Below are 23769 nucleotides of genomic sequence, written 5' to 3' on the forward strand. Positions count from 1 at the left end.
CTATTACTGCCTCTAACTGATAATATAACATCTTGTCCATTCGCTGCGACATATTGATTTTAGGCCGTTTTATCAGGGGGAATTCTAATGTTTATCATCTAAATACATTGGAATAAAGTTTATTGATTTTATTTTTTTCAATTAGATAAAAATAAAATCAATTAGATATAAAATAGAGTCGATAGATTTTTTACGAGCTAACAAAAACCTTATATTATATATAGGTTAAGAGTGTTTTTAGTTATAAAAACAAACTGATAATGAATACTTAATTAAAATAATTATAAAAAAGTATTGACTTCAAATAGATATTTTATATAATAAATAGTGTGTTAGCGAGTAAAGGCGCTATAAAAATGAAAAAATAATAGTTTCAAAAAATATAAAAATGATCAAAAGGGAGAGATTTTAAATGGCAGAGCGTATGGTAGGGAAACCAGCACCGAAATTTGAGATGGAGGCTGTTTTACCGAATAAGGAATTTGGAAAAGTAAGTTTGGAAGAGAATATGAAAAACGGGAAATGGACGGTGTTATTTTTCTATCCAATGGATTTCACGTTTGTTTGTCCAACGGAAATTATTGCTTTATCCGATCGTTATGAGGAATTTTCTGACTTAGATACAGAAGTGATAGGTGTATCTACAGATACAATTCATACACACTTAGCTTGGATTAAGACAGATCGCAAGGATAATGGTTTAGGAGATTTAAACTATCCATTAGCGGCAGATACGAATCACCAAATCGCTCGCGACTATGGTGTATTAATTGAAGAAGAAGGAATCGCCTTGCGTGGGTTATTCATTATCAGCCCAGAAGGTGAGCTAATGTATCAAGTGGTATTCGACAACAATATCGGCCGTGATGCAGATGAAACATTGCGTGTTCTTCAAGCATTGCAAACGGGCGGATTATGTCCGATGAACTGGAAGCCTGGACAAAAAACATTATAATTTTTCAGCAAAAACGCAGGATCTGCTGCAGATCCTGTACATATAATACAAGTTTCACAAAAATATAAGTAGAGAATAAGGGGAATATAGGGATGAAATTAAGGGAACAAATGCCAGAGTTAGAAGGCGCAACAGCATGGATTAATGATGAGGTAACAAAAGCAGACTTAGTAGGGGAAAAAGCAACATTGATTCATTATTGGTCTGTTAGCTGCTACCTATGCAAGGAAGCAATGCCAGATGTAAATGAATTACGAGATGAATACGAAGACGATTTAAATGTAGTAGCGGTTCATATGCCACGCTCAGAGGACGATCTAGAGATGAGTGTCATTGAAGGAATGGCGATCGGCCACGATATTACACAGCCAATTTTTGTTGACAGTGAACATAAATTAACAGATGTATTTGAAAATAAATACGTTCCTGCTTATTATTTATTTGATAAAGAAGGAAAGCTGCGCCACTTCCAAGCAGGAGGACAAGGAATGCCAATGCTGCGTAAAAAAATTGAAAGAGTTTTAAATGAAGAGTAAGAAACGCTGATTTTCTTCGTTGCTTGCCCTGTGCGGATGCTCGTTGACCAAATAACGATACCTCCTTCAATGAAATTAAACGTTTTTCAACAACTGGAGAGTTACGGTTTTATCCCACACATAACGGGCAGTAAGACCCCCACCTCAAGATGCTGAGGAATCGAAGAAGCTAGGTGGGGGATAACTGCCCGTAAAGATCAGAACAATAGAATACAGACTAAGAGCGCCACGTCCTTATGTCTTCGTCTGCATGGCTTACATCCTGTAAGGCTCAACTAACCATCAGTGGGGATGAAGAAAACCCCCACTGATGGAAAGGTTCACTTTATACTTTTTTACACGCTGAAGCGGGGAAGATTCTCGACTTCAGCGTGTAATTTTTCATTTTCTAGGAATTTATTATAAACGAAATAGAGTAGTGGATAACTTAGCAGTATGGTCCGCGTCCAACTCCGACGTACAGGATGTACTAGTGCCGATGTTGTAACAGGACGTTGCGTACTTAATCGGCCAGCGCCTATCGCCTATCAAACTTCAGGTCATCTCTCTACGATAAGTCAACATCTACGCTTGCGCTCATTGTGTTTACTTTATCACGTTTTAACGGGCAGTAAGAGTACCTGAAAAAAGATGGTGGATGAAAAAACTGCCCGTAAAAACCTGATCGACTTGACTAACCATCATGGGAAAAAACATCCCATGATGGTTAGTCTCTCCTTATCTCAGTCGAAGCCCTTCCGACGTACAGGATGTACTAGTGCCGATGTTGCAACAGGACGTTGCGTAGTTAATCGGCCAGTTTGTACGACGATGATCAAGGCGCCTGCGATTTTGTTCTTTTGCTGTGATAAGAGTTATTTTGCTACAACTAACTCAGCAATAGTAAGTGTCTATTGATACTCTTTTTGTTAAGCCCAATCTGCTTTGCCGATAAAGGTTCTTGTGCCGAAGTTGAAAGGATCCCAAGACCAATCGATGGATAAACCTCTGCCAGATATGGCGCCTTTTCCAATTCCATAAGCAATTTTTGAGATAAATCCAGTAGCATAGCCAGCGGCAGTTCCTACAATCCAGCCAAGTGGTCCGCCAGTAAATTTCGCCCATTGTACAATTTTAGAAATGACGACTGCTCCTGCTGCTCCTGCGATTAATGCTCCCGGAGACATAGCAATGCTTGCAGCAATTTGTATACAATCATTAGCTGACAAATAGGCTCCGCCATCAAGGTACTGCATTTCCTCTTGCTCTAATTCTACATACTTTTCAGGTAATACTAATTCCATGATCATTCCTCCCATTATGTTTATTTATATAAAGTACATGTGTACGTTATACCAATTTACTAATCTATTAGATAAAATTTATTTGTTTAATTTTCCTTAGGAAAAATTATTTTTTTCATCATATACTTTGATCGCAATTCGTTTAATAAATATTTTGATCGTAATTAAACTAGAGCCCCCAATTAAAAGGGTTGAAAGGTTCGGGAAAAAAATAAACCATACAATAGAAATTAAATAACAGAAATAATAAGAGAAGAGAGAGAAATAGGTTTCCTTTGCAGAAATAAGCCCACTATTAAAAAACTCCTGCATTACTACTTTTAAATGTTTCATTGATAGAATCAAAATGATTCCTACAATAGAGGCAAATACATATAAATTATCTGCGACCCCAACAGCAACGGCATATCCAAAAAAGAAAATATCCATTTTGCTGCTAGCATTCATCAGTGGCGTTTTATCTAAGGAATGACCCATTTTAGAGAACAATTTAACTTCTTCCATTAGATCAAATTGATTATTTGCTAGATTATTTGTTATCTTAAATTGTAAAAGATGAGAACCTACAAATAATACACCAAATATAACTGCGAGTATGACAAAGCTGTTTGTTTTTCTATAAATCATATGGCCAAAAGTAAGGAATGAAACAATGCCAATAACCATACATACCACATTGGAATTTGCATATTTTTTGATTTCTGCGTACTTTCTATTAAAAGAAATCACAATATAAAAAGTACATAATAGAATAAAAATGCCGATTGTTAATAAAAACAATACAATCTTAAAAATGTTGGCATGGATCGAAGCCTGCGGAATGAAACAAATAAATGCTATTAGGCATATATAATACAATAGATGGAGTATCGAGGTTAATTTCATTTTCTTTGTTATACCTCCTTTTTAATATCACTGCATTTTAAAGTTGACCATCTTCAATAACCAATCGAAATACGTTTCTTTTTCATAAATTATCCTAGCTTCTACAGGCATGGATTTCATTACTTTTATCGTATCCCCGTTATTTGCCATAAGCCTTTCATTCGATAAACGGATTAAACATTTATAAAAAATCATGTTTCCTTTGCTGGATTCTTGGGTTAACGTACCTGAATCAATCGATAAAAGCTGACCGTTTAATGTTCCGTATTTTTGGCTGTTCACTCCATTTATGGAGATCTTCACTTTATCTCCAATTGTTACTTTTGATATATCTTTTGCGTCTATGTATGCTTCCACTTCCAAGTCTTTGCTTAAATTATGGGAAACCTCTGCTACTAGTTGGTTTCTTTGGATAGACATTCCCTTTTTTAATGGAACAAGATAGTGAATGATGCCATTATTTTTTGCTTTCACAACTAAAGGTGATTCCTGCCCCTTATAAATCGAAATCTGACCTTCCAATTCTGTTAATTTTGCTTCTGTTTCTGCTCTCTTGGAACCAAGCTCACTTATCAATTGATGATAAATTTGTTTCGATTGAGAGGAGGGATTGTTCATTTGGCCTTCCAACTGGCTGATTTCTCCTTGCATGCTGTCTATTTCGTTTTTCTTAGCATCTATTTCCCCTTTAATTTCATTTCTTTTTATCTCATTTTCTTCCGTATCTTCTAGTGAATTTAGCTCCTTTGTTAGAGTGGTAATAGTAGAATCCATCTCTGCTTTTTTTTGTCTTTTTTTAGATAACTGGTTGTTTATATTCCCTTTTTCAAAATTGTCCGTTTGCAGCTGGAGTAGATAGAGTTCTACTTTTCCGTAATATTCTTGCTCTAGCTCCGAGTTTTTCATCTTGTTTATTTGTTGATCTAACGACTTTTCATATCGATCCATCATCTTTAACTTTGCGTTCAGTTCATCCTTTTGCTCGGTTAATGCTGTATTTTGCAGACCTTCTTGTCCATTTGATATCGTGAATAATTCCTCCCCTTTGGAAACAGTTTGCCCTTCAGCTGCATGAATCGATTCTACCTCTCCATCTAATTGGACAGAAATAAGACGATTATCACTTGTTGTTACAACACCTTGTGCTTTCACAACATAAGGCTTTACCGAAACTTTAGAAAAATAGAGGGATGATAAAATAATTCCGAATAAAAAGAAAATAAAGATGCTTAAAAATACAGGTGGTTTTTTATCAAAAAATATTCGCGAATCCTTTAGTTCGTGTATATTATAAAGTTTCATTTCTTGTCACCGGTCTAAAAATGTCCACTACCATTTTCTCAGGTGTGTTTGATAGGAATACACTATACATTTCTCCATTTGTGAGTAAATCATTTTCAAATATATGCAAATCTAATTTTGAATGGGCGAAATTCAAGTGCTCCGCTTTTCCTTCATAGCGAAGATAAATACAATTTCTGCAACTGTATTCCTTTTTCACTTTAAATTGCTCTTTATGGAGATGATAATTATGTGCTTGGACAATAAGGTCATAGTCAAAAGTTAATGATCCATCATCATGTAAATTGGTTCCAACTAATTTGGTTATTAATGGACCGAATGTTTGCATATGCAGGATTTGCGTTAAGTTGATAAACTTTTGAATTTCAGCATCTAGCTTTTCGATTTGAATACTGCGCAATTCATTAATGATTACATTTTTTAGAACTAGCTTCTTATTCTCTTTTACTTCTAATTTACTCATACACTATTGCCTCCAGTTCATATTGCTCCTTCGCTTTCTGATTAGTCGCTCCGTATTGTAAACGAGTAAGCTCTGCATATTTTCCATTCAATCGCATCAAATCATCATGTGTTCCTTGTTCTATTATTTTTCCATTTTCAATAAAGCAAATTAAATCACAATGAACAATAGTAGATAGACGATGTGCAATAATAATGACTGTTTTTTCCCTGTTATGGCCAAAAATAAGATCTTGGATTTTTTGTTCACTAAATGAATCTAAATTAGAGGTTGCTTCATCGAAAATATAAATATCAGGTTTAGAAAGCAGGGCTCTTGCTATCGCTAGTCGCTGTTTTTCACCGCCTGAAAAGTTACTTCCAGATTCTTCAACAAATGCACCATATCTGTTTTGCAATTTTTCAATAAATGGTGTTGCACCAGCTTTTCTGCAAGCTGCTACTATTTCTTCATATGTGGCATTGGGATTTCCAACTTTTAAGTTATCCATAATAGTACCTGTAAATAGCTCGATATTTTGTGGGATATATGCCAGTTTAGATCTTAAGTAGTTATGGTCAATATCCTCTAGGTCATAGCCAGATATGGTTACTTTTCCATGTTGCGGGGAGATGAATTTTAAAAGCAGGCGTGAGATGGTGCTTTTTCCTGCACCGCTTTCCCCGACAAGTGCAACACGGGATCCTTTTAGAATTTTCAATGTTAAATCATTTACAACAGGCGGCCGGGATCCATAAGCAAAGGAAACACCCTTAAATTCTATTTCTCCGTTTAATTCAATATTTGTTAGTTTTTCCTTTTGGTTATCTTCTCGGTCTAATGTCATTAATTCGCTTAATCTTTTCATGGCTATTTGCGCTTCTTGAAAGGTTAGCTGCAAGGAAACTAAATTTTGAACCGGTTCTGTAAAATACTGACTTAAGGTTTGAAAAACGAGTAAGTCACCTATACTCATCTTTCCATCGATGATGCTGAGGGCTCCGATTGTCATAAATACCAAATTTCCCAATGAACCAATAAAATTGGAAATGGAACTTTGGAAATTATTGATGACTCCTTCTCGGTAATTGACCTTGAGGGAAGCAATGAATTTATTTTCCAGCTTATGGATTTGGTTCTGTTCATCATTCTGAGATTTGATTGTTTCTATATTTTTTATGGACTCGATTAAATGGGAATTAAGCTTAGCTGATGTTTCCATTTGTTCGTAATTTAACTTTTTATAAGGTTTTTTGAAAAAGTAAATTAAGAGAATATTGATAAAAACGATGATGATTAAAATGAAAAATAAATCAGCATTCAGTTTCCATAACACAAACCCGCTTACCGCAGCTAACAGCACATCCATTATTAAAGATAGGGATACCGTTGTAAAGATGTCTTTTATGGTCATTGCATCCTGAAATCTTGTAATGATATCTCCAACTTTTCGAGTAACAAAAAATCGATACGGCAAGTGTAAAATATGATTATAGTATCCCAGCAATAATGGGATATCTAATTTTCTAGATAAGAACAAAAGAATATGCTGTCGAAATGCAGATAGTAAAATTTGAAATAGAGTCGCAATTCCGAAAATTAATAAGAAAATATAAAGACTATGTTTTAATTCATACGGGATTATTTCATCCATCAATATTTTGGGAAATAAGCTTAAGAATATGCCTAGAATGCTTAGTAAAAGGGATGCGAATATGGTTGTTAATAACAGCTTTTTTTGCGGTAAGATGAGCTTGCGGAATAAGTCGAAGATTCGCATTTCTTTATATGTACTTTTTTCAAACTCACTGGAAGGGACCATAAGGATTAACACACCTGTAAATAAATGGTCAAAATCCTCCAAATCTATTTTTGATAATCCTCGCTCTGGATCCGCTACTAAAAATCTATGATTGCGAAGAACTTTATGTATAACGACAAAATGGTTTAACCCCTCACTCGTTCTAATTTGTGCTATAGCTGGAAATGTAATATCTTTGGTTATTTCATTTGCGGTAGTTCTTATTGCTTTCACTATAAAATGCAGGCTCTCTAACCCTTCTACCATACCCTTAACGCTTGTACCATAAGAATCTGTGCCAATAATTTCCCGTATTTTCATAATGGAAACTTCACTTTTATACTCTGATAAAATCGTTGAAATGGCAGCTGCAGCACAGTCAGAAGCGTCGTGCTGCATCGTGCAGGCATATTTTTTAAATAAACTCAACGTTTTCCTCCTTTTGACTTGATCTTATTCGAAGTTTACTAATTATTACAAAAAAGTATAAATTTTATGAAAATTGTCGTCAACAGGACTTTCGTACTTATGGTTGAATATCTCTTCCGTGAATCTATTGCAGCATTCATTGGCTTTTCTTTTTGAGTAAGGAAGGAAAATCCTTTCAGCAAGCAGGTTTTAGCCAGATAAGGAATAGTCATTTTTGTTGGATGAAAATGGAGAAATGATGATAACAAAATTAGGAAAATAGTACGATGATAAAATACAAGGGTATACTCCAAATATGGATAAAAGGAAAGGATTCTCTCTTGTAGATACATTGACGCTTGCGCTTTTCTTAATGGATTTGCCTGCTAAGATTTAAGGATTGGAGTTCTATTTTTTAAATCCATCAAACCTTTACATAGATTAATAGTATTTTACATTTATATGAATTTTGATTAACAATCACCCTCTAAAATTGTCGGTGGGTATCCACTAAGGATAATAAGGAGGAAGCAATGAATAAGCAGAAAGTAAAAAAATTAACGAAGCTTATTTTATTTATTTTTCTTTTCTCTATCATTTTGACAAACGTAAGTTTAGCTGTTCCATCCAAACGGATTTTTGCAGAGAGGGGTAGTGATGATGCAGGTTCTCCTGCTTCACAAAATACGGAACTGGATGCAGATTCGTCTGCTTCATCAATTAAAGCTTCCATCAATACAACACAGAGCAACAAGGAACCTGCTGCAAATCAAGCAGATTCAGGAGTAGAAGAGGAGGCAGATAAAGAGAAAGAACAATCCATCAATCTTTTGGAAACAGAAAAAAATAATTATCCTGAAAAAGAAGATTTTAATCGTTACCCTCAGCTGCTGATTACGGAATTATCGCCAAATTCAAGTGGCGGAGGTGTAGATTATTATGAGTTTTTTGAGGTTTATAACAATACGAATCAACCACTAACTTTATCAAACTATTCCTTTACATACCAATACATGGACACTGGAGTAGAAAAAAGATTTCAGCTGCCTGCCGTAACCATTGAGCCGCAGAAAGTAAAAGTCTTTTGGTTTAATAATGGAAATCGAACATTAGCTGATTTTAATAAAAACAATGGACTTTCGTTGACAAGTGATCAAGTAATTGCATTTAATGATGTATTCCCCGGGTTTATAAATGGGGGGAATCGCGTCATTATCATAAAGAATAGATCAGGAGCAGAAATTATTTCTGCTAGCTATCTTGCTGCTGAAAGTGATAATACAGGTGCGGATATTCAATACAAATATCCATTATCTCGAACAAAAATGGAAAAACATCAAGTATTGGCAGCATCAACACCAGGAACGATTGATTCTATTCAAGTTCCAGCGAAACCTGTTGAAATTGATCCGATTCAGGCAGACACAAAAGCACCTGTCATTACACATACACCTGTAACGAATGCCAATGTTTTCTCAAAGGTAAAAATAAAAGCTGTCATTAAAGATAACGTGGCAGACCCATTTGTCACACTTTATTATAAAAAAGAAGGAGACAAAACATTCACTTCTTTAGCAATGGACGAATCTGCAAAAGGTTCAACGAAGTATTCTGCTGAAATTCCAAGCATGAGTGTGGAATCAAAGATCGTTTACTATATTGAGGCAGCAGATGGTACAAATCATGCTAAAACGAAGAAATATACGTTAAGTATTAAAAAACCTAAAGTAGATTATCGTAAAATTCCATCCTTTCTGATAACAGAGTTAGTACCTGATTCTACGAATGTAGGTTTAGGTGATGGGTATGAATTTGTAGAAATCTATAACAATACGGATAAGGATCTTAACTTTAGAGATTATAAGATTCACTACAGAAACGGGATAGACCCAAATACAGATATCATTTGGCCTTCAAGTCCAGATAATGTAGTGATTCCTTCTCGGAAAACACTCGTATTTTGGATGATGAATGGACAAAATGGTGATAAAACAGTCGCGGATTTTAATGCAAATTACAAGACAAAATTAGTGGAAAACAAGGATATTGTTAAAATATATAGAGATGGAATGGCAAATGGTGCAGCAAAAGGCTTGGCTGTTGCTACCAATTCTAATCAAGAAATCGCTGTTTCTTATTATAATGATGAATTCAATGTAGATGATACCCACTCAAATAAAGGAATCATTTACACATATCCTGTTGACGGATCGACTAGATTAAAGAAAATAAGTGCAGGTGTGAAAAAGGCTACTCCAGGAAAAGTGGAACGGGTTCAAGTACCCGAAGAAGTCGTTCACATAGAAGAAGATAATGTAAAACCTACTATTAAAAATATGACTGGGATAAAAACGATTGATCAAAAAGAAGATATTAATATTGTTGCTGATGCAACTGATAATATTGGCATAAAATCAGTACGATTATTTTACAAAACAAATACGGATAAAAAATATAAACAAGCCATTTTAGCGGAAAATTTTGATGATTTGATGTATCACTATACAATCCACCCACCTGAAATACTTGGGAAAAAATATGTGGAATATTATTTTGTCGTTTCAGATGGAACGAATAAAGTAACAAGCAACAAGTTTAAAGTGAAGATTACAAGAGATCTCAACAATGCTAGTCTGCGTTTAAATGTGAAAAATGGTGATATTTTAAGAGGGGAAAAAATACTGAAAGGAACATCCAAGACAGATTCACCAGATCATGTGAAATTATCGATTGATAAGACTGAAGCAGCTGAAAATATATATAAATCTGTGGAAAATTCAGCGTATTTCGCTTTTGAAGCGAGTGGAGTGAATACATTTTTTCAAAATGGTGTGACAATTGGGAAAGATATAATCCGAATTTTTGATGATGGTGTGAATGATTGGGACACCATTACGGTCCCTATTGATGCTGATCGTCTTCAATTAGGGGAAAATATCATGACGATACGTGCGGGAAATAAGGTATCACCATTTCAATTAGATGTATTAGAAGAAAATCGTGATAATTTTAAAATACGTAATGTTCGCTTAATGTTGCCAAATGGAACCGTAATAAAGGATCCAACACACAAGGATGCCAAAAAAACGTATGATATGGGAGAAAGTCGACCATTTGAAGATTTCACCTTTACGATCCCTGAAAAATATACACCTTCTAAATCATATAAATGGGATACTATGTCTGTTTCTGATGGAAAACATGTTATTGATGTTCAAGACGCAGATGAAAAAGCAAGTGCTGCAGTATTAGTAGATAACACAGCACCAGTAATAAAAACAAACCTAGTGGAAGGTAAAGTGTACAAAGGGAAATTTACCATCAATGTAGATGCAACGGATGCAATTGCTGATGTTCAAACATTAAAAATTATGATGGATGAAAAAGAAATTGCGGTTCCATTAAATACAGCGTCATCCAAGCTCTCACCAGGGGAACATAAGTTGACAATTGCAGCTTTTGATAAAGTAGGAAACAAAGCAGAGAAAACCGTTCATTTTTCTGTTGTAAATGAAAATCCGAGTAAGCCTGAGCTTATTTCAACTACTGCAAAAGTAGATGTGAATCCAAAGTTAAAGGTAAAAGTAACGGATCCAACAAATGATGCTTTACATGTGTCATTTTATAAAGGATTCCAATATGATTCGTCTAAAACACAATATGTTAAAGCCTATAAAAATGCGGCGGATGTTGAACCGCCAAATACAATGGTCCCGAAAGGAGAACAACCTTTTACAACGGAAGATATATCGCTTGTCTCTAAAGAAGATCAACAATATTTAATAACAGATTCAAAAACAAAATTTCCTTATCACCGATTTGATGTAACGGTCGATTCTGCTGTTGATAAAACCGATGTTGTTGAATTGGTGTGGAAAGGGAAATCTTTAAAAGGCAGAAAAGTATCCATGTATGCATGGAATCATTTGACCAATAAATGGACGACAATTGATTTCAAAATTGCTGGCCAAGGAGACTTTGAGTTAAAAGGAAATGCCGCAGTTCGTGAGTTCGTGAAAAACAATAAAATAAATGTATTAATCCAAGATGAAATTCCAATTTCACCTAATCAGTATGATTATACTTTTGTTTGGATGTCTGACACGCAATACTATGCTGACAGCTATCCATGGATTTATGAAAGAGAGACGAACTGGATTGCCGAAATGAAAGATGAAATGAAAATTAAATATGTATTCCATACAGGGGATATTGTCGATAAATCCAACCAAGAGTATCAATGGAAAGATGCAGATAAATTTATGAAAGTGCTGGAGGACAATCATATTCCTTACGGTGTACTAGCAGGAAACCATGATGTTGATCATAAAACAAGTGACTATACACAATTTAGCAAATGGTTTGGTGAAGATAGGTTCAAGGATAAGCCCTACTATGGTGGTTCTTATAAGAACAATCGAGGACACTATGACTTAATTTCAGCAAATGGAAACGATTATATTATGTTATACATGGGCTGGGGCGTTCAGGATGAAGATATAAAATGGATGAGTGATATCTTAAAGCAATTCCCAGATCGAAAAGCGATTTTAAACTTCCATGAGTATTTGCTAGTTTCAGGAACTCGTAGTCCGCTAGGGGATAAAATTTATAATCAGGTTGTATTGCCAAATAAAAATGTCATCACTGTACTAAGCGGGCACTATCATGACTCTGAAACATTGATTGATCCAATTGACGATAATGGGGATGGAAATCCTGATCGCCAAGTCTATCAAATGCTTGGAGACTACCAAAGCGGCCCTGAAGGTGGTCAAGGATATATGAAATTATTACATGTAGATCAAAAAAATAACAAAATAATGGTTAATACGTATTCACCGTATTTAGACGATTATAATTTCTATGATACAAATCTTTTTCCTGAAAAAGACGAGAGAAACATACAGGTAGATCTTCAGCCAAATGAAAAGCGTGTTGCTACCGACTACTTTGCTGTAAATATATATACAGATACAGAAATTGGGAAGGATAAAAATGTTCAAAGTGGCGAGATTGCGGAGACAGTTTGGAAAGATCTAGCTGAAAATAATCCATATTCTTGGTACGCGGTTGCTGAGGATCGTTTTACGGGAAGAACCGTTTCTGATATTTGGACATTGTCGAAAGGGAAAAATACTCTGCCGTAGACTCATCAGATAATCGAAGAAGGGAAAATCCAAAGGGTAGACAAAAGGAGAATCAACATCCAACTCCTTCCTAGTATAAGAATTTGTTTTCACAATTTCCGGATACAGCAAGTTTATATGGAGATAAACAGTAAAAAAATGCAGCTGACTAAAAAAGACCATTAAAAAGGATCTTTATAGTTAGCTTTCCTTTTCAAAATAGTAAATATATATGGAGGGTTATCATTTAACTTCAATAACAAACACATAGCTTGAACTTCCTTTTTCCCAGTGCGCATATACATCATATATACATATAAGGTTTCTTTTTTGGTAATAATCGCAAAAAGATGTTTACGCTACACTCTCACGGGTACACTCAAATATGCCTAAAATATTCATGGGAAAAGGAGAGATAGTTATGTCTAGTTTGAATACTAAAAATCCTTTAACGGAATTTTTTAACGGGGAGTTTCCTACACAGTATCAAGAACCACCTGGACTGCAAGGACAAATGGATCCTCTGCCGGATTGCGGGGAAGAAAGTTATGTCGGCAGTGGAAAATTAATTGGCAGAAAAGCGCTTGTAACAGGAGGTGATTCTGGTATCGGCCGTGCTGCTGCTATTGCATATGCTCGTGAAGGTGCTGATGTTGCCATAAACTATTTACCTGTTGAGCAGCCTGATGCGGAAGAAGTTAAAGCACTTGTTGAAGCAGAAGGACGAAAAGCAATACTCATTCCAGGTGATTTAAGTGATGAAGCATTTTGTAAGGAATTAGTGGAAAAAGCTCATGCGGAAATGGGTGGATTGGATGTTTTAACATTGGTTGCAGGCAAACAGCAAGCAGTGGGAAATATTGCTGATCTTACAACAGAGCAACTCCGGAAAACATTTGAAATCAATGTCTTTTCCTTATTCTGGGTTGTAAAAGCAGCGCTGCCATACTTGCCGAAAGGTGCTTCTATCATCACGACAAGTTCAGTAGAAGGCTACAATCCAAATCCTGCTTTATTAGATTACGCTACAACCAAAAAAGCTATTATAGGATTTACCCAAGCGTTGGCAAAACAATTAGCTGCAAAAGGGGTTCGTGTAAATTCAGTGGCTCCAGGACCAATTTGGACACCACTGCAAATTTCAGGGGGACAACCGAGTGAAAATATTCCGAAATTTGGAGAAAGTACACCTCCTACTCCTTTAAAACGTGCTGGCCAGCCAGTAGAATTGGCAAGCGTATATGTATTCTTAGCTTCTAAGGATGCAAATTATGTGACAGCACAAGTTTATGGAGTGACAGGCGGAATTCCAACAGCATAAGGAACTCTCCATATATAAAACAGCTTTTCGAGTTACTCGAGAAGCTGTTTTTTCTGGTATAATCTATAAGAGATAATACATACTTATATAATAGAGGAAAATAACGGAATTTTAACAAAAAATAAATAGACAAACGTCGAATTTTGAAGTAAATTGGAAGAGAAATACATCTCAAAAAGAAAGTGAGAACTGCATGAGAGCGAAAAAGAAAAGCAAAAAGAAAAAAATTCTCCTAACTATTTTGTCGATTATTGGTATTTTTGTGATTGCTGCCGGTGCTTATGTTTATTATTTGTATCATAATGTCGAAAAAGCAGCGGATGATATGTATAAGCCTATTGAAGAGGAATCAAAGTCTGAAACGAAAAAAAGACAGGAAACAATTGATCAAAAAGAACCTATTTCCATTTTGCTTATGGGGGTAGATGAAAGAGAAGGGGATGTCGGCAGATCGGATACGCTTATTGCCATGACCCTGAATCCATCGAAAGAAAAAATGCAAATGATCAGTATTCCTCGTGATACGAAAACCGAAATTGTTGGTAATGGCACGGTGAATAAAATTAATGCTGCTTACGCCTTTGGCGGAGTAAAGATGGCTAAGGATACAGTAGAAGCCTTTACTGGTGTTCCGATGGATTATTATATTCAAGTAAATATGGAAGCACTCAGCGCCCTTGTCGATGCAGTAGGCGGCATTACCGTGCAAAACAATCTTGATTGGATCGATGAAGGCTACTATAAAAAAGGCTATCATTATCAAAAAGGTACACTGCAGCTGGATGGTCCAAAAGCTTTAGGGTTTGTCCGAATGCGCCATTTAGATCCAAATGGGGACTTTGGCAGAAATGAACGCCAAAGGGAAGTAATTAATGGAATTATCAATAAAGCAATGAGTGTGACTTCTGTCACCCATTTTAATGATATTCTTAATGCTTTAGGACAAAATGTAAAAACGAATATTACGTTTGATCAAATGATGGATATTCAAAAAAGCTATCGAAATGTCCGGAACAATATCGAACAATATGAAGTAAAAGGGCAAGGAACTCCACCTGGTCAAACTTACTATCTTAATGTTTCAGAAGAAGAAAAAGCCAAAGTTAATAAAATGCTGACAGATAATTTATCGAAGTAAGAAAAGAAGGCACCGTTTTTTGGCTGCCTTCTCTTTCATTCACAATCTGTACTTATTCATGAATAAAAAAGGAGAATGTTTCAGCCAAAATGCTGGAGCATTCCTTTTTTGTCAGTTCTTACTAAGTTGTTCTGCTACTAGCTGATATTCCGTTTCCAACTCGTTTACTGTTAGCTCATATAATTGTCGGTTATCTGCCGATTTATACCATTCCAGTTGAAGCAATTGAGAAATTAACTGCTCTTTTTCCTGTGCTCCCTCTCTATTTGAAAAATCTACCATTTGTGTCACTTCCTTAAATGAGTCCTCCCATTTAGGTTTCACTATTTTTTGTCATAATATTCCTTCCTGTTAAATTATTCCTATATCCTTCATTTCACAACAAATACATTGATTGACAAGAATTGAATCTTCTTCTTTTATAAAGAGAACCATCAGTGGGGGTTTTGTTCATCCCCCACTGATGGTTAGTTGCGGTCCACAGGATGTGGATCACACAAACGTTGCCACAGGAAGTGGCGACCTTAGTTTGTGTACATTCCTCGGACCTTTACGGGCAGTTATCCCCCACCTGGCTTCCTCGATTCCTCAACATCCCCGAGGTGGGGGTCTTACTGCCCGTTAAGTGTGGGATAAAAAGAGAAAGAAGTTTTAAAAGATAGTCTGTATATTTTAAAGGCAGCCTGCAGAATATGGATTTTTTCCAAAATAAGAAAAGTAGTAGAAAAGGTTTAAATTTAAAAAAAATATGATTATAATGAGAGTATTTGTTAGACGTCCTACATCTAAAATAGACAGAAAACGATAGGGTATTTACAAAAATAGCAAGATAATTGTTTGGAGGCATTTATGAAATTTTTAATAGGAATTTTAGGATTACTTGTCGTTTTTGGACTAGCTTTCTTGGCAAGTAATAACCGTAGACAAATCAAGTATAAACAACTCATTCTTATGATTGTCATTCAGCTTGGATTAGCCATGCTGCTGCTGAACACAAAGTTCGGTTTGGTTATTATAAATGGGATAGCAAGTGTATTTGCTAAATTGCTTTCTTATGCAAGCGTTGGAATAGAATTTGTTTTTGGAGGGCTTGCAAATGAAGGGGCAAGCTCCTTTTTCCTAAACGTATTACTTCCAATTGTGTTTGTTTCTATGCTGATTGGAATCCTTCAGTATGTTAAAATCCTTCCGTTTATTATGAAATGGATTGGCTATTTGCTGAGCAAAATAAACGGCATGGGGAAATTAGAATCGTATAATGCAGTCGCTTCCTTGATGGTGGGGCAATCTGAAGTGTTTATTACCATAAAAAAACAGCTAGGCCAGCTGCCAGCAAATCGTCTATACACCCTTTGTGCTTCCGCGATGTCAACCGTTTCTATGGGGATTGTTGGTGCATATATGACGATGATCGAACCGAAATATGTCGTAACAGCAATTGTTCTTAATTTGTTTGGAGGATTTATTATTGCTTCTATTATTAATCCATATACGACTAAGGAAGAAGAAGATATTTTAGTAGTGCAAGAGGAAGAAAAACAGTCTTTCTTTGAAATGTTGGGAGAATATATATTAGATGGATTTAAAGTAGCTGTTATTGTCGGCGCCATGTTAATTGGTTTTGTTGCCTTAATGGCAGGAATTGATAATTTATTTGAAATGATTTTTGGGATTTCTTTTCAGCGTATGCTTGGTTATGTGTTTGCGCCATTTGCCTTTATTATGGGGATTCCAGCAGGAGAAGTGGTAAAAGCAGGCAGCGTGATGGCAACAAAATTGGTGACAAACGAATTTGTGGCCATGATGAACTTATCAAACATGGCATCCGAATTCAGTGCTAAGACATTAGGAATAGTCTCTGTATTTTTAGTCTCATTCGCTAACTTCTCTTCCATCGGCATTATCTCTGGAGCGGTAAAAGGGTTAGATGAAAAACAAGCAAATGTGGTTGCTCGTTTTGGACTGCGTTTGTTGTACGGCGCAACGTTAGTTAGTATTTTATCTGCGATTATTGTAAGTTTTATTTTGTAATAGATCATTTTTAGATGCTAAGAAAAACTAAAAGATGTCAGAGTGTCGAAAAAGTAAGGCTGCAAAATTTCAGGCCTAATAAGGATTAAAACCACAAAAAATACATCACCAATTGTTATACACATTAACAATGGCGATGTATTTTCTTTTATATCAAATAAAGAAAAACGAACATTATTTTTTCGAAAGCTTAAAGCGAGACACGATCCGTCTTAATGTGGAAACCACGAGCGAGCTTTGTTCGGAATCAAAACGGGAATCTTGGATAAGATTGACCATTTTTGCTGTAGACTGATCGATGCTTTGGACGGTTTCAGCATTTTTTTCGTTAATGTCTGCGATATTGGTAATGATCTCTTTCATTTGGTCTGTTACGTTTGGACCAGTTGCAGATGATTGAGCCATTGAGCTCAGTACGCTCCGAACAACATTGACGTAATCGGAACCCTTTTCCACTTCTACGCTGCTCTCTTGAATTGCTTTTTGGACAAGCGCAGAGCTGCCTTCAATTTTTTCTAATGTTTGGCTGATTTCCTTTGTTGCGACAGTTGTTTGATCCGCCAGTTTGCGGATTTCCATTGCGACAACTGTAAAGCCTTTTCCGTATTCCCCTGCTCTGGCTGCTTCAATCGTTGCATTCAAGGCTAATAAATTCGTTTGCTGTGCAATGGAGATAATGGATTCTACAATTCGGCTGATATTATTGGAAAGATCGGTGAAATTATTTGTTAAGTTTAATGCACTATGCACCTTTTGAACAATGTGATTCATTTTTTCATCAATGCTTTCCACATGATCCTGTGCTTGTACTAATTGCTGCTGGGACAGATTTTCCAATCCTTCCAGTGTAGCACTGATTTGATCCACTTGACTCATTGCCTGCTCCACATCCTGCAACTGCTGGTTCATTCCGAGGAGCATATCTTCTATTTGATTAATAACGGAAACGGAATCTTTTTCGACCAATTCGGTTTTTTTCCGTAATGATTGGTTTGTTTGTTCAACATCAAGTGTCACTGACTTTACTTTGCTCATCAGCTCGTCCTGACTGTCAATTAAATTGTTAACCCAGCGTCCTAAAGAGCCTGTCTCATCATTTAATAAAAGCTTGTTGTCCAGGCGAATGGTTAAATCGCCTCCGCCTTCTGCAATTTTCCGAATGATGCTGGTCATTTCCTGCAGTCGTGCAACAATTGGAACAAGTGCCTTTTTGTAAAAATAGCGGGTGGAAAAAAGAGCATATAATACGTTCATAGCTAGTATATAGTAAGATGGAATAGGAAAAATCATCGTAAAACATGTATTTAATAGAATCGCAATTAATAGGAGAAGGGCAAAGCTTTTTCCGAGTTTCCAACTGAGGGAGCGGTTGCGGTAAACTTCTTCCAAATCCCCTTCACACATCATTCCCCACATATCCTTTGAGCCAGGGAGTTGAAAAGTAATGCCCTTTCCAATAACAGGGATATGGCGATAGTCGGAATACCCTGGGAACTCAACAAATAAATTTTCGCCTTTTTGAATCGTATTCATCACACCTGGATGCAATTCCTGAGTAGCTGGATCTGTAAAGCGAATTTCAAATTCTGTATGCTTCTTAATTTGAACGGTACCCCAATGCTTCGTATGAACTCCATCTTTTAAATTTTCGCCAAAAGTAAACGTATGATCCTCAAACCGGCTTCGTGATAATGCGATGCCTTGTGCGATTGTTGGGTTGAAATGGGACTTTGCCATAAATAAATAATTATCGCCAGAATCCTGATAAACATGGCCTGCTTCCCTTTGAATCAAATCTCCGACAACGTCATTTGGAATACGTCCAGCCAATATATACTTCAACACTCCTTCTTCAAAAACAGGCTGCAGGAACAGTAATGTCACTTCATCGTGAAATTTAGAGCTTCGTGGTCCAATTTCCAATGTAAGTGCATCGGTAAAAGGTCCAAATAAGAAAGGCTCTTTCGTATCAATAACCGCATCTATTGCTTTTCGATAATAGCTGTTAAAATGATTTTGATAGGAAATTCCTTTATGTTGGAAATAAGTAGTTGCTTCCACTTGTTTTTCTGTATTCAGCAAAAATAACTCAGTGAAATCGTTGCTTTTCTTTAACTTGTTGTTCAGATAATCACTTAGATTTTCTTGTGAGACCCTATCCATTTCCACAGATGTTTTTGCTAAATAGTCCCATTGTTCATTTGCCCATTCTGTCAGTACTGCTAATCTTGTCTTGGCAATGCCTTCAAATATTTCTTCAACCGATGCTGTCATATCTTTGTTTAACTTACAGGACCACCAAAGTGGAAGGCCTTCACGAAAGTCTAACCAATCAAAGAACCCCATATTTACCTCCAACAATAAGCTACTTACAGAAAAGACTAATGATCTATCAAGCTATTTCCTTCTCCCTTTGAAAGGTCATCATTCACGCTTCTGAAGTAACTTGTTTTTTATTTTATCTATGAAAAAAGAACTAGTAATATAGTGCTATTATTAATTATATTCAGATGTTTCAGAAACTTCAATAGGGTATGTCTAAATGATCCAATCATTAATAAAATTATGATAAGTTTGAAGATATTAGAATCTAGCGATAGCTGTGGAATTAAGCAGATGAATGCTAATAAAAATACATAATAAAATAGATGAAGATGGAAAAAAATTTCATTTTATCCCCCTTTATTGACTATATTCTTTGTATCTATTTCATTAGTATAATATAATCTATATAGAAATTCTATGTATTATAAAATTGCTTAAAAGGAGTAAGGCAAAATGGAATCATCCGTTCATTTTTATTTGAAGCAATTATTTCAGAAATATAAGAATGCTAAAATACCAAATCATTTTACAATGGAGTCCATTATTCACCATTTGAAGGAAAAATACCAAGCGAAGGAGGTTGACACTAAATATTATGAAGATTTAAAAGCAGATCCTTTTGTAGATTTTGAAAGTATTATTGGAATGTATTCCATTACCAATTTAAATATACTTGAAAATCTATATAGTGAAGAGGAAAAAATAGATATATTCGAGTTAATAGGGATGAATAAAACTATAGAAACACATCCAGATGAAACGGAAAATGATATAGTTGCGATGTGGGTCGATGTACAAGAGGGAAGAAGGATCAATATTATTTTAGAAAGCGAAAATGGCTGCAATTTAAGTGGTTTTACCATTCAAGGCCATTGTCAAAGGATCTTCGATGAATTGTCGGTTCTGCAAGGGTTGGAAAAAGAAGAGTGTGTGTTAGGAAATGAAAAATTTCACATCTACCTTAAATCTCTAGTGCGTACAGGATATTTGAGCTGAAAATAGAGAGTTAGAGTAGTGTAATACTAATTTTGAAGGCGATTCTAATGTAGGATGGAGTATGAAACAAATAACTGTATGATGCGTTTCTTTACCAAGCAATCCTTTTTTAAAAGATAAGAAAGTATAAAATTTTTGAAGTTAGACTAGTGTCTAGCTCCAGCGCCTATTGCCTATCGAACTTTAGATCTTCTCCCTACGATAAGTCAACATCGATTCGCTAACGCTCATCGTGTTTCCTTTATCTCAGTCGAAGCCCTTCCAGTTCGTACGGCAATGAGCAAGGCGCTTGCGCTTTTTTTAATCAATGCCTTATTTGTAGTAAAACTTGTTTGTAATAGCATGTGATAAATCATACAATATAACTATCTTATTATATGTAAATTTTATCCCACGCTTAACGGGCTGTAAGACCCCCACCTCGGGGATGCCGAGAAATCGAGGAAGCTAGGTGTTGAAACTCGCCCGTAAAGGTCCGATAAGTGCAACTAACCATCAGTGGGGGATGAGGAAAAACCCCCACTAATGGAAGTTTACTTTATTTTAAAGATAAGGTATACCTATCATAATCAGTTTAATGAAAATAAAAGATAGATAACGGAGGGATTAACTTGCCGCATATTATGTTTCGTGGTATTACTATTCAACAATTAAAGAATATTAGCAAGCCATTAGTAGAAGATCTCGCAAAGATTTGTGAATGCGGTACGGATAACTTCACGTTTGAACTGCAACATTCTACCTTTGTATTTGATGAGAAAGAAATAGAAGCTTTTCCGCTTATAGAGGTTAAATGGTTCGAGCGTGGACAAGAAATTCGTGATAAAGTTGCTCAAAAGATTACTACTTACATAATGGGATTTGATCTTCCAGAATTAGAAGTTGTATTCACTGTTTATTCGGAATCATCCTATTATATTAATGGAAAGCACTGTGATAACTAAAAGGCTTCAAAAGTATCGAGAATGAAATATTTAGCATAAGTACAGAACATAGTGAATTATGTTCTGTATTTTTTTAGAATCAATAATTCCTCTTGTTTCCTTTTTTTACAAATTCCCAATCCACCTCTATATTCTTTCTAACTCTTTTTAGTAGGCTGAACATTGTTTCTATTTCATTAGAGGACAATCCGGATAGTGCGACCTTTTCGGAGTAATCTCCCTCTCTTTTTAAGAAAGGATAAACTTCTTTTCCTTTTTCAGTAGGAAATAATTTTTTTATTTTTTTGTTAATAGGATTATCTTTTTTAAAAATTAATCCTTGAATTTCCAATTTTTTAATTGCTCTAGCAGCTGTAGTACGATCTACCTTTATCATTTCTGCTAGCTTTTCTTGAATGACTCCTTGATTTTCACATATACGTACTAGGTACAAATATTATCCTTTTGTAAGGTTTAATTCTTTAAATTCTATATTACTTATAGAATCTAATGTTCTAGCTATCATTCCAATTTCGCGTAGAATTTCCTTCATGAATAAATTCTCCTAACTAAATAATTTTTGTTGTATTTACAACAAAAATGGGTTATTAATAGTATAAGACGCAATATTAATTTTGGCTAGTCTCGTTTTCAATAAATCTAGAAAGGAATGAAAAAATGAGTTCCAAAAGAATAACGCTGGAAAATGATTTTAAAAAAGCTTTTTCTATTCGAAAAGAAGTATTTGTGGAAGAACAAGGAGTACCATTAGAAGATGAGTATGATGAATTTGACAAAATGAATGGGCTTGCTGAACACATTTTGGTTTATTATAACGAAGAACCTGCTGGAACTGGAAGAATAAGATGGGTGGATGGCTTAGGAAAATTGGAGAGAATCTGCATCTTAAAGCCTTATCGTAGATTTGGTCTAGGAAAAGTTATTATTAAATCGTTAGAAGAAATCGCAAAAGAACAAGGAGTATCCGAGGTTAAATTACACGGCCAAACACAGGCAGAAGGTTTTTATCAAAAACTAGGCTATCAAACTGCATCTAGTATCTTTATAGAAGATGGGATTCCGCATATCATTATGGCAAAAAAAATATCGACCTAAATCCTATTAATCTGATGAGCTGTATTCTACCACGAAATACAAAAAAATACCGCCCAATTTGTTAAGACCGCCTAACAGCAATTGGGCCGAAGTAAGTGATCTTGTATTCAAGATATTCTCTCGTTTGATAAATAGATTGATAAATATTACAAAAAACCAAGTTGACAACGTGGAAAACTTTGTATTACAATGCTATTCAAGATATCTTAATAGCTGATCGGAAAACCGAAGGCATATTTTCTCCATTTAGATGGCGGAAATATGCCTTTTTTATAAGCTATAAAGAGAAAGGGGACTAGTATGGTTTTAAAACCGATTAAATTTATCAGAATTATTTGTTTTTGTTGATATATATAAATTTTGCTTATTTGGGAGAAGTGGAAAGGAGAGATAAAATGGCCATTTCAGTGGTTGTGAAGAATAAATCATTTACGCAGGGAAGTAAAAAAGTAAAAGCACTGGAAACTATTAATCTAGTAATTGAGGAACAGGATTTTCTTACGATAATTGGTCCGAGTGGCTGTGGAAAAAGCACCTTGCTAAAAATCATTGCTGGTCTTGATACTGACTATGAAGGGGAAATTACGATTAATGACCGAACAGTAAAAGGAGCTGGCATTCAACAAGGGTTTATTTTTCAAGAACATCGGTTGTTTCCATGGCTTACAGTAGAAGAAAATATTGCAGCAGACCTTTCTTTGAAAAATAAGGAAGTGCGTAGGAAAGTGGATGAATTAATTGAAATTGTTCGATTAAAAGGATCAGAGAAATTGTACCCGAAAGAATTGTCTGGTGGGATGTCACAGCGGGTAGCCATTGCGAGAGCACTTCTGCGTGAACCGGAAGTTTTATTGTTGGATGAACCCTTTGGAGCACTTGATGCTTTTACAAGGAAGCATTTGCAGGACGTTCTTTTGGATATTTGGCAAAAGAAAAAAATGGCGATGATCTTAGTGACACATGATATTGAGGAATCGGTCTACCTTGGAAACCGCCTGGCGATAATGAAGGCAAAGCCAGGAAAGGTTTATAAAGAACTGAAAATTCCGCTATCTTATCCAAGAAATCGAACTTCGCCGGATTTTCAAACATTCAGGCAAAGTGTTTTAAAAGAGTTTGAACATACAGAGAGTGAGTCTTATAAAGAGGGACTAGGCATCTAACTATTTGGGGGAATC

The 23769-nt window shown here is 35.5% G+C and carries 17 protein-coding genes and 1 pseudogene; 10 read left to right on the forward strand and 8 right to left on the reverse strand.

The features are described 5' to 3' along the window. The first annotated feature begins 412 nt into the window (after positions 1 to 412). A complete protein-coding gene (locus ACTYBU_RS04850; RefSeq protein WP_445487610.1) occupies positions 413 to 955 on the forward strand; it encodes a peroxiredoxin in 543 nt (180 codons plus the stop codon). 92 nt (positions 956 to 1047) lie between these two features. Next, a complete protein-coding gene (locus tag ACTYBU_RS04855) occupies positions 1048 to 1491 on the forward strand; it encodes a TlpA family protein disulfide reductase (RefSeq protein ID WP_445487611.1) in 444 nt (147 codons plus the stop codon). A gap of 908 nt (positions 1492 to 2399) precedes the next feature. On the opposite strand, the gene ACTYBU_RS04860 is transcribed toward ACTYBU_RS04855, so the two are convergent. The 5 genes from ACTYBU_RS04860 to ACTYBU_RS04880 form a co-directional block, all read right to left on the reverse strand. Continuing rightward, on the reverse strand, positions 2400 to 2774 hold the full coding sequence (locus ACTYBU_RS04860) for a hypothetical protein (protein ID WP_445487613.1): 375 nt from the start codon (positions 2772 to 2774) through the stop codon (positions 2400 to 2402). A gap of 96 nt (positions 2775 to 2870) precedes the next feature. Then, positions 2871 to 3659, reverse strand: coding sequence for a hypothetical protein (locus tag ACTYBU_RS04865; RefSeq protein ID WP_445487615.1), 789 nt, complete (start codon positions 3657 to 3659; stop codon positions 2871 to 2873). A 27-nt stretch (positions 3660 to 3686) separates the two neighbouring features. After that, positions 3687 to 4961 (reverse strand): HlyD family efflux transporter periplasmic adaptor subunit, encoded by a 1275-nt coding sequence (locus ACTYBU_RS04870; protein ID WP_445487617.1) that lies wholly within the window; start codon positions 4959 to 4961, stop codon positions 3687 to 3689. Further along, positions 4948 to 5424: an AraC family transcriptional regulator gene (locus tag ACTYBU_RS04875; protein ID WP_445487618.1), complete on the reverse strand. Its 477-nt coding sequence runs from the start codon at positions 5422 to 5424 to the stop codon at positions 4948 to 4950. The genes ACTYBU_RS04870 and ACTYBU_RS04875 overlap by 14 nt, the downstream gene beginning before the upstream one ends. Beyond that, positions 5417 to 7633, reverse strand: coding sequence for a peptidase domain-containing ABC transporter (locus ACTYBU_RS04880; protein ID WP_445487620.1), 2217 nt, complete (start codon positions 7631 to 7633; stop codon positions 5417 to 5419). The genes ACTYBU_RS04875 and ACTYBU_RS04880 overlap by 8 nt, the downstream gene beginning before the upstream one ends. Before the next feature lie 512 nt (positions 7634 to 8145). Between ACTYBU_RS04880 and ACTYBU_RS04885 the strand changes: the two genes are divergently transcribed. The 3 genes from ACTYBU_RS04885 to ACTYBU_RS04895 all read left to right on the forward strand — a co-directional run bounded on the left by ACTYBU_RS04885 (position 8146) and on the right by ACTYBU_RS04895 (position 15200). After that, entirely contained in the window at positions 8146 to 12762 is a 4617-nt protein-coding gene (locus ACTYBU_RS04885) for a lamin tail domain-containing protein (protein ID WP_445487621.1), read from the forward strand. Positions 12763 to 13162: 400 nt separating this feature from the next. Further along, positions 13163 to 14062 (forward strand): SDR family oxidoreductase, encoded by a 900-nt coding sequence (locus ACTYBU_RS04890; RefSeq protein ID WP_445487623.1) that lies wholly within the window; start codon positions 13163 to 13165, stop codon positions 14060 to 14062. Positions 14063 to 14255: 193 nt separating this feature from the next. Beyond that, on the forward strand, positions 14256 to 15200 hold the full coding sequence (locus ACTYBU_RS04895; protein WP_445487625.1) for an LCP family glycopolymer transferase: 945 nt from the start codon (positions 14256 to 14258) through the stop codon (positions 15198 to 15200). Between the two features lie 111 nt (positions 15201 to 15311). Here the strand turns inward: ACTYBU_RS04895 and ACTYBU_RS04900 are convergent, their stop codons facing one another. Continuing rightward, positions 15312 to 15524, reverse strand: coding sequence for a Fur-regulated basic protein FbpA (locus ACTYBU_RS04900; RefSeq protein ID WP_445487626.1), 213 nt, complete (start codon positions 15522 to 15524; stop codon positions 15312 to 15314). Positions 15525 to 16049: 525 nt separating this feature from the next. On the opposite strand from ACTYBU_RS04900, the gene ACTYBU_RS04905 reads away from it, so the two are divergent. After that, on the forward strand, positions 16050 to 17231 hold the full coding sequence (locus tag ACTYBU_RS04905; RefSeq protein ID WP_445487628.1) for a NupC/NupG family nucleoside CNT transporter: 1182 nt from the start codon (positions 16050 to 16052) through the stop codon (positions 17229 to 17231). 174 nt (positions 17232 to 17405) lie between these two features. Here ACTYBU_RS04905 and ACTYBU_RS04910 read toward each other — a convergent pair whose 3' ends face one another. After that, complete coding sequence (locus tag ACTYBU_RS04910; protein ID WP_445487630.1) at positions 17406 to 19577, reverse strand: methyl-accepting chemotaxis protein; 2172 nt, start codon at positions 19575 to 19577, stop codon at positions 17406 to 17408. Positions 19578 to 20009: 432 nt separating this feature from the next. Here ACTYBU_RS04910 and ACTYBU_RS04915 point away from each other — a divergent pair, with 432 nt between their 5' ends. Continuing rightward, on the forward strand, positions 20010 to 20552 hold the full coding sequence (locus ACTYBU_RS04915; RefSeq protein ID WP_445487632.1) for a hypothetical protein: 543 nt from the start codon (positions 20010 to 20012) through the stop codon (positions 20550 to 20552). A gap of 611 nt (positions 20553 to 21163) precedes the next feature. Continuing rightward, positions 21164 to 21496 carry a DUF1904 family protein gene (locus ACTYBU_RS04920; protein WP_445487634.1) on the forward strand — a complete coding sequence of 111 codons (333 nt, stop codon included), beginning with the start codon at positions 21164 to 21166 and terminating at the stop codon, positions 21494 to 21496. Positions 21497 to 21575: 79 nt separating this feature from the next. Here the strand turns inward: ACTYBU_RS04920 and ACTYBU_RS04925 are convergent. After that, positions 21576 to 22028 (reverse strand): annotated as a pseudogene (locus ACTYBU_RS04925) (MarR family winged helix-turn-helix transcriptional regulator). 125 nt (positions 22029 to 22153) lie between these two features. On the opposite strand from ACTYBU_RS04925, the gene ACTYBU_RS04930 reads away from it, so the two are divergent. Together ACTYBU_RS04930 and ACTYBU_RS04935 are read left to right on the forward strand one after the other, a co-directional pair. Then, positions 22154 to 22591, forward strand: coding sequence for a GNAT family N-acetyltransferase (locus tag ACTYBU_RS04930; protein ID WP_445487636.1), 438 nt, complete (start codon positions 22154 to 22156; stop codon positions 22589 to 22591). Between the two features lie 395 nt (positions 22592 to 22986). Next, positions 22987 to 23754, forward strand: coding sequence for an ABC transporter ATP-binding protein (locus ACTYBU_RS04935; RefSeq protein WP_445487637.1), 768 nt, complete (start codon positions 22987 to 22989; stop codon positions 23752 to 23754). Positions 23755 to 23769: the final 15 nt, after the last annotated feature.

The sequence above is a fragment of the Niallia sp. 03133 genome, assembly GCF_052663225.1.

What these genes read in the sequence shown, in the direction of transcription:
- ACTYBU_RS04850 (WP_445487610.1), top strand. Translation starts at nt 413, where the DNA reads ATGGCAGAGCGTATGGTAGGGAAACCAGCACCGAAATTTGAGATGGAG.
- ACTYBU_RS04855 (WP_445487611.1), top strand. Translation starts at nt 1,048, where the DNA reads ATGAAATTAAGGGAACAAATGCCAGAGTTAGAAGGCGCAACAGCATGG.
- ACTYBU_RS04860 (WP_445487613.1), bottom strand. Translation starts at nt 2,774, where the DNA reads ATGGAATTAGTATTACCTGAAAAGTATGTAGAATTAGAGCAAGAGGAA.
- ACTYBU_RS04865 (WP_445487615.1), bottom strand. Translation starts at nt 3,659, where the DNA reads ATGAAATTAACCTCGATACTCCATCTATTGTATTATATATGCCTAATA.
- ACTYBU_RS04870 (WP_445487617.1), bottom strand. Translation starts at nt 4,961, where the DNA reads ATGAAACTTTATAATATACACGAACTAAAGGATTCGCGAATATTTTTT.
- ACTYBU_RS04875 (WP_445487618.1), bottom strand. Translation starts at nt 5,424, where the DNA reads ATGAGTAAATTAGAAGTAAAAGAGAATAAGAAGCTAGTTCTAAAAAAT.
- ACTYBU_RS04885 (WP_445487621.1), top strand. Translation starts at nt 8,146, where the DNA reads ATGAATAAGCAGAAAGTAAAAAAATTAACGAAGCTTATTTTATTTATT.
- ACTYBU_RS04890 (WP_445487623.1), top strand. Translation starts at nt 13,163, where the DNA reads ATGTCTAGTTTGAATACTAAAAATCCTTTAACGGAATTTTTTAACGGG.
- ACTYBU_RS04895 (WP_445487625.1), top strand. Translation starts at nt 14,256, where the DNA reads ATGAGAGCGAAAAAGAAAAGCAAAAAGAAAAAAATTCTCCTAACTATT.
- ACTYBU_RS04905 (WP_445487628.1), top strand. Translation starts at nt 16,050, where the DNA reads ATGAAATTTTTAATAGGAATTTTAGGATTACTTGTCGTTTTTGGACTA.
- ACTYBU_RS04910 (WP_445487630.1), bottom strand. Translation starts at nt 19,577, where the DNA reads ATGGGGTTCTTTGATTGGTTAGACTTTCGTGAAGGCCTTCCACTTTGG.
- ACTYBU_RS04915 (WP_445487632.1), top strand. Translation starts at nt 20,010, where the DNA reads ATGGAATCATCCGTTCATTTTTATTTGAAGCAATTATTTCAGAAATAT.
- ACTYBU_RS04930 (WP_445487636.1), top strand. Translation starts at nt 22,154, where the DNA reads ATGAGTTCCAAAAGAATAACGCTGGAAAATGATTTTAAAAAAGCTTTT.
- ACTYBU_RS04935 (WP_445487637.1), top strand. Translation starts at nt 22,987, where the DNA reads ATGGCCATTTCAGTGGTTGTGAAGAATAAATCATTTACGCAGGGAAGT.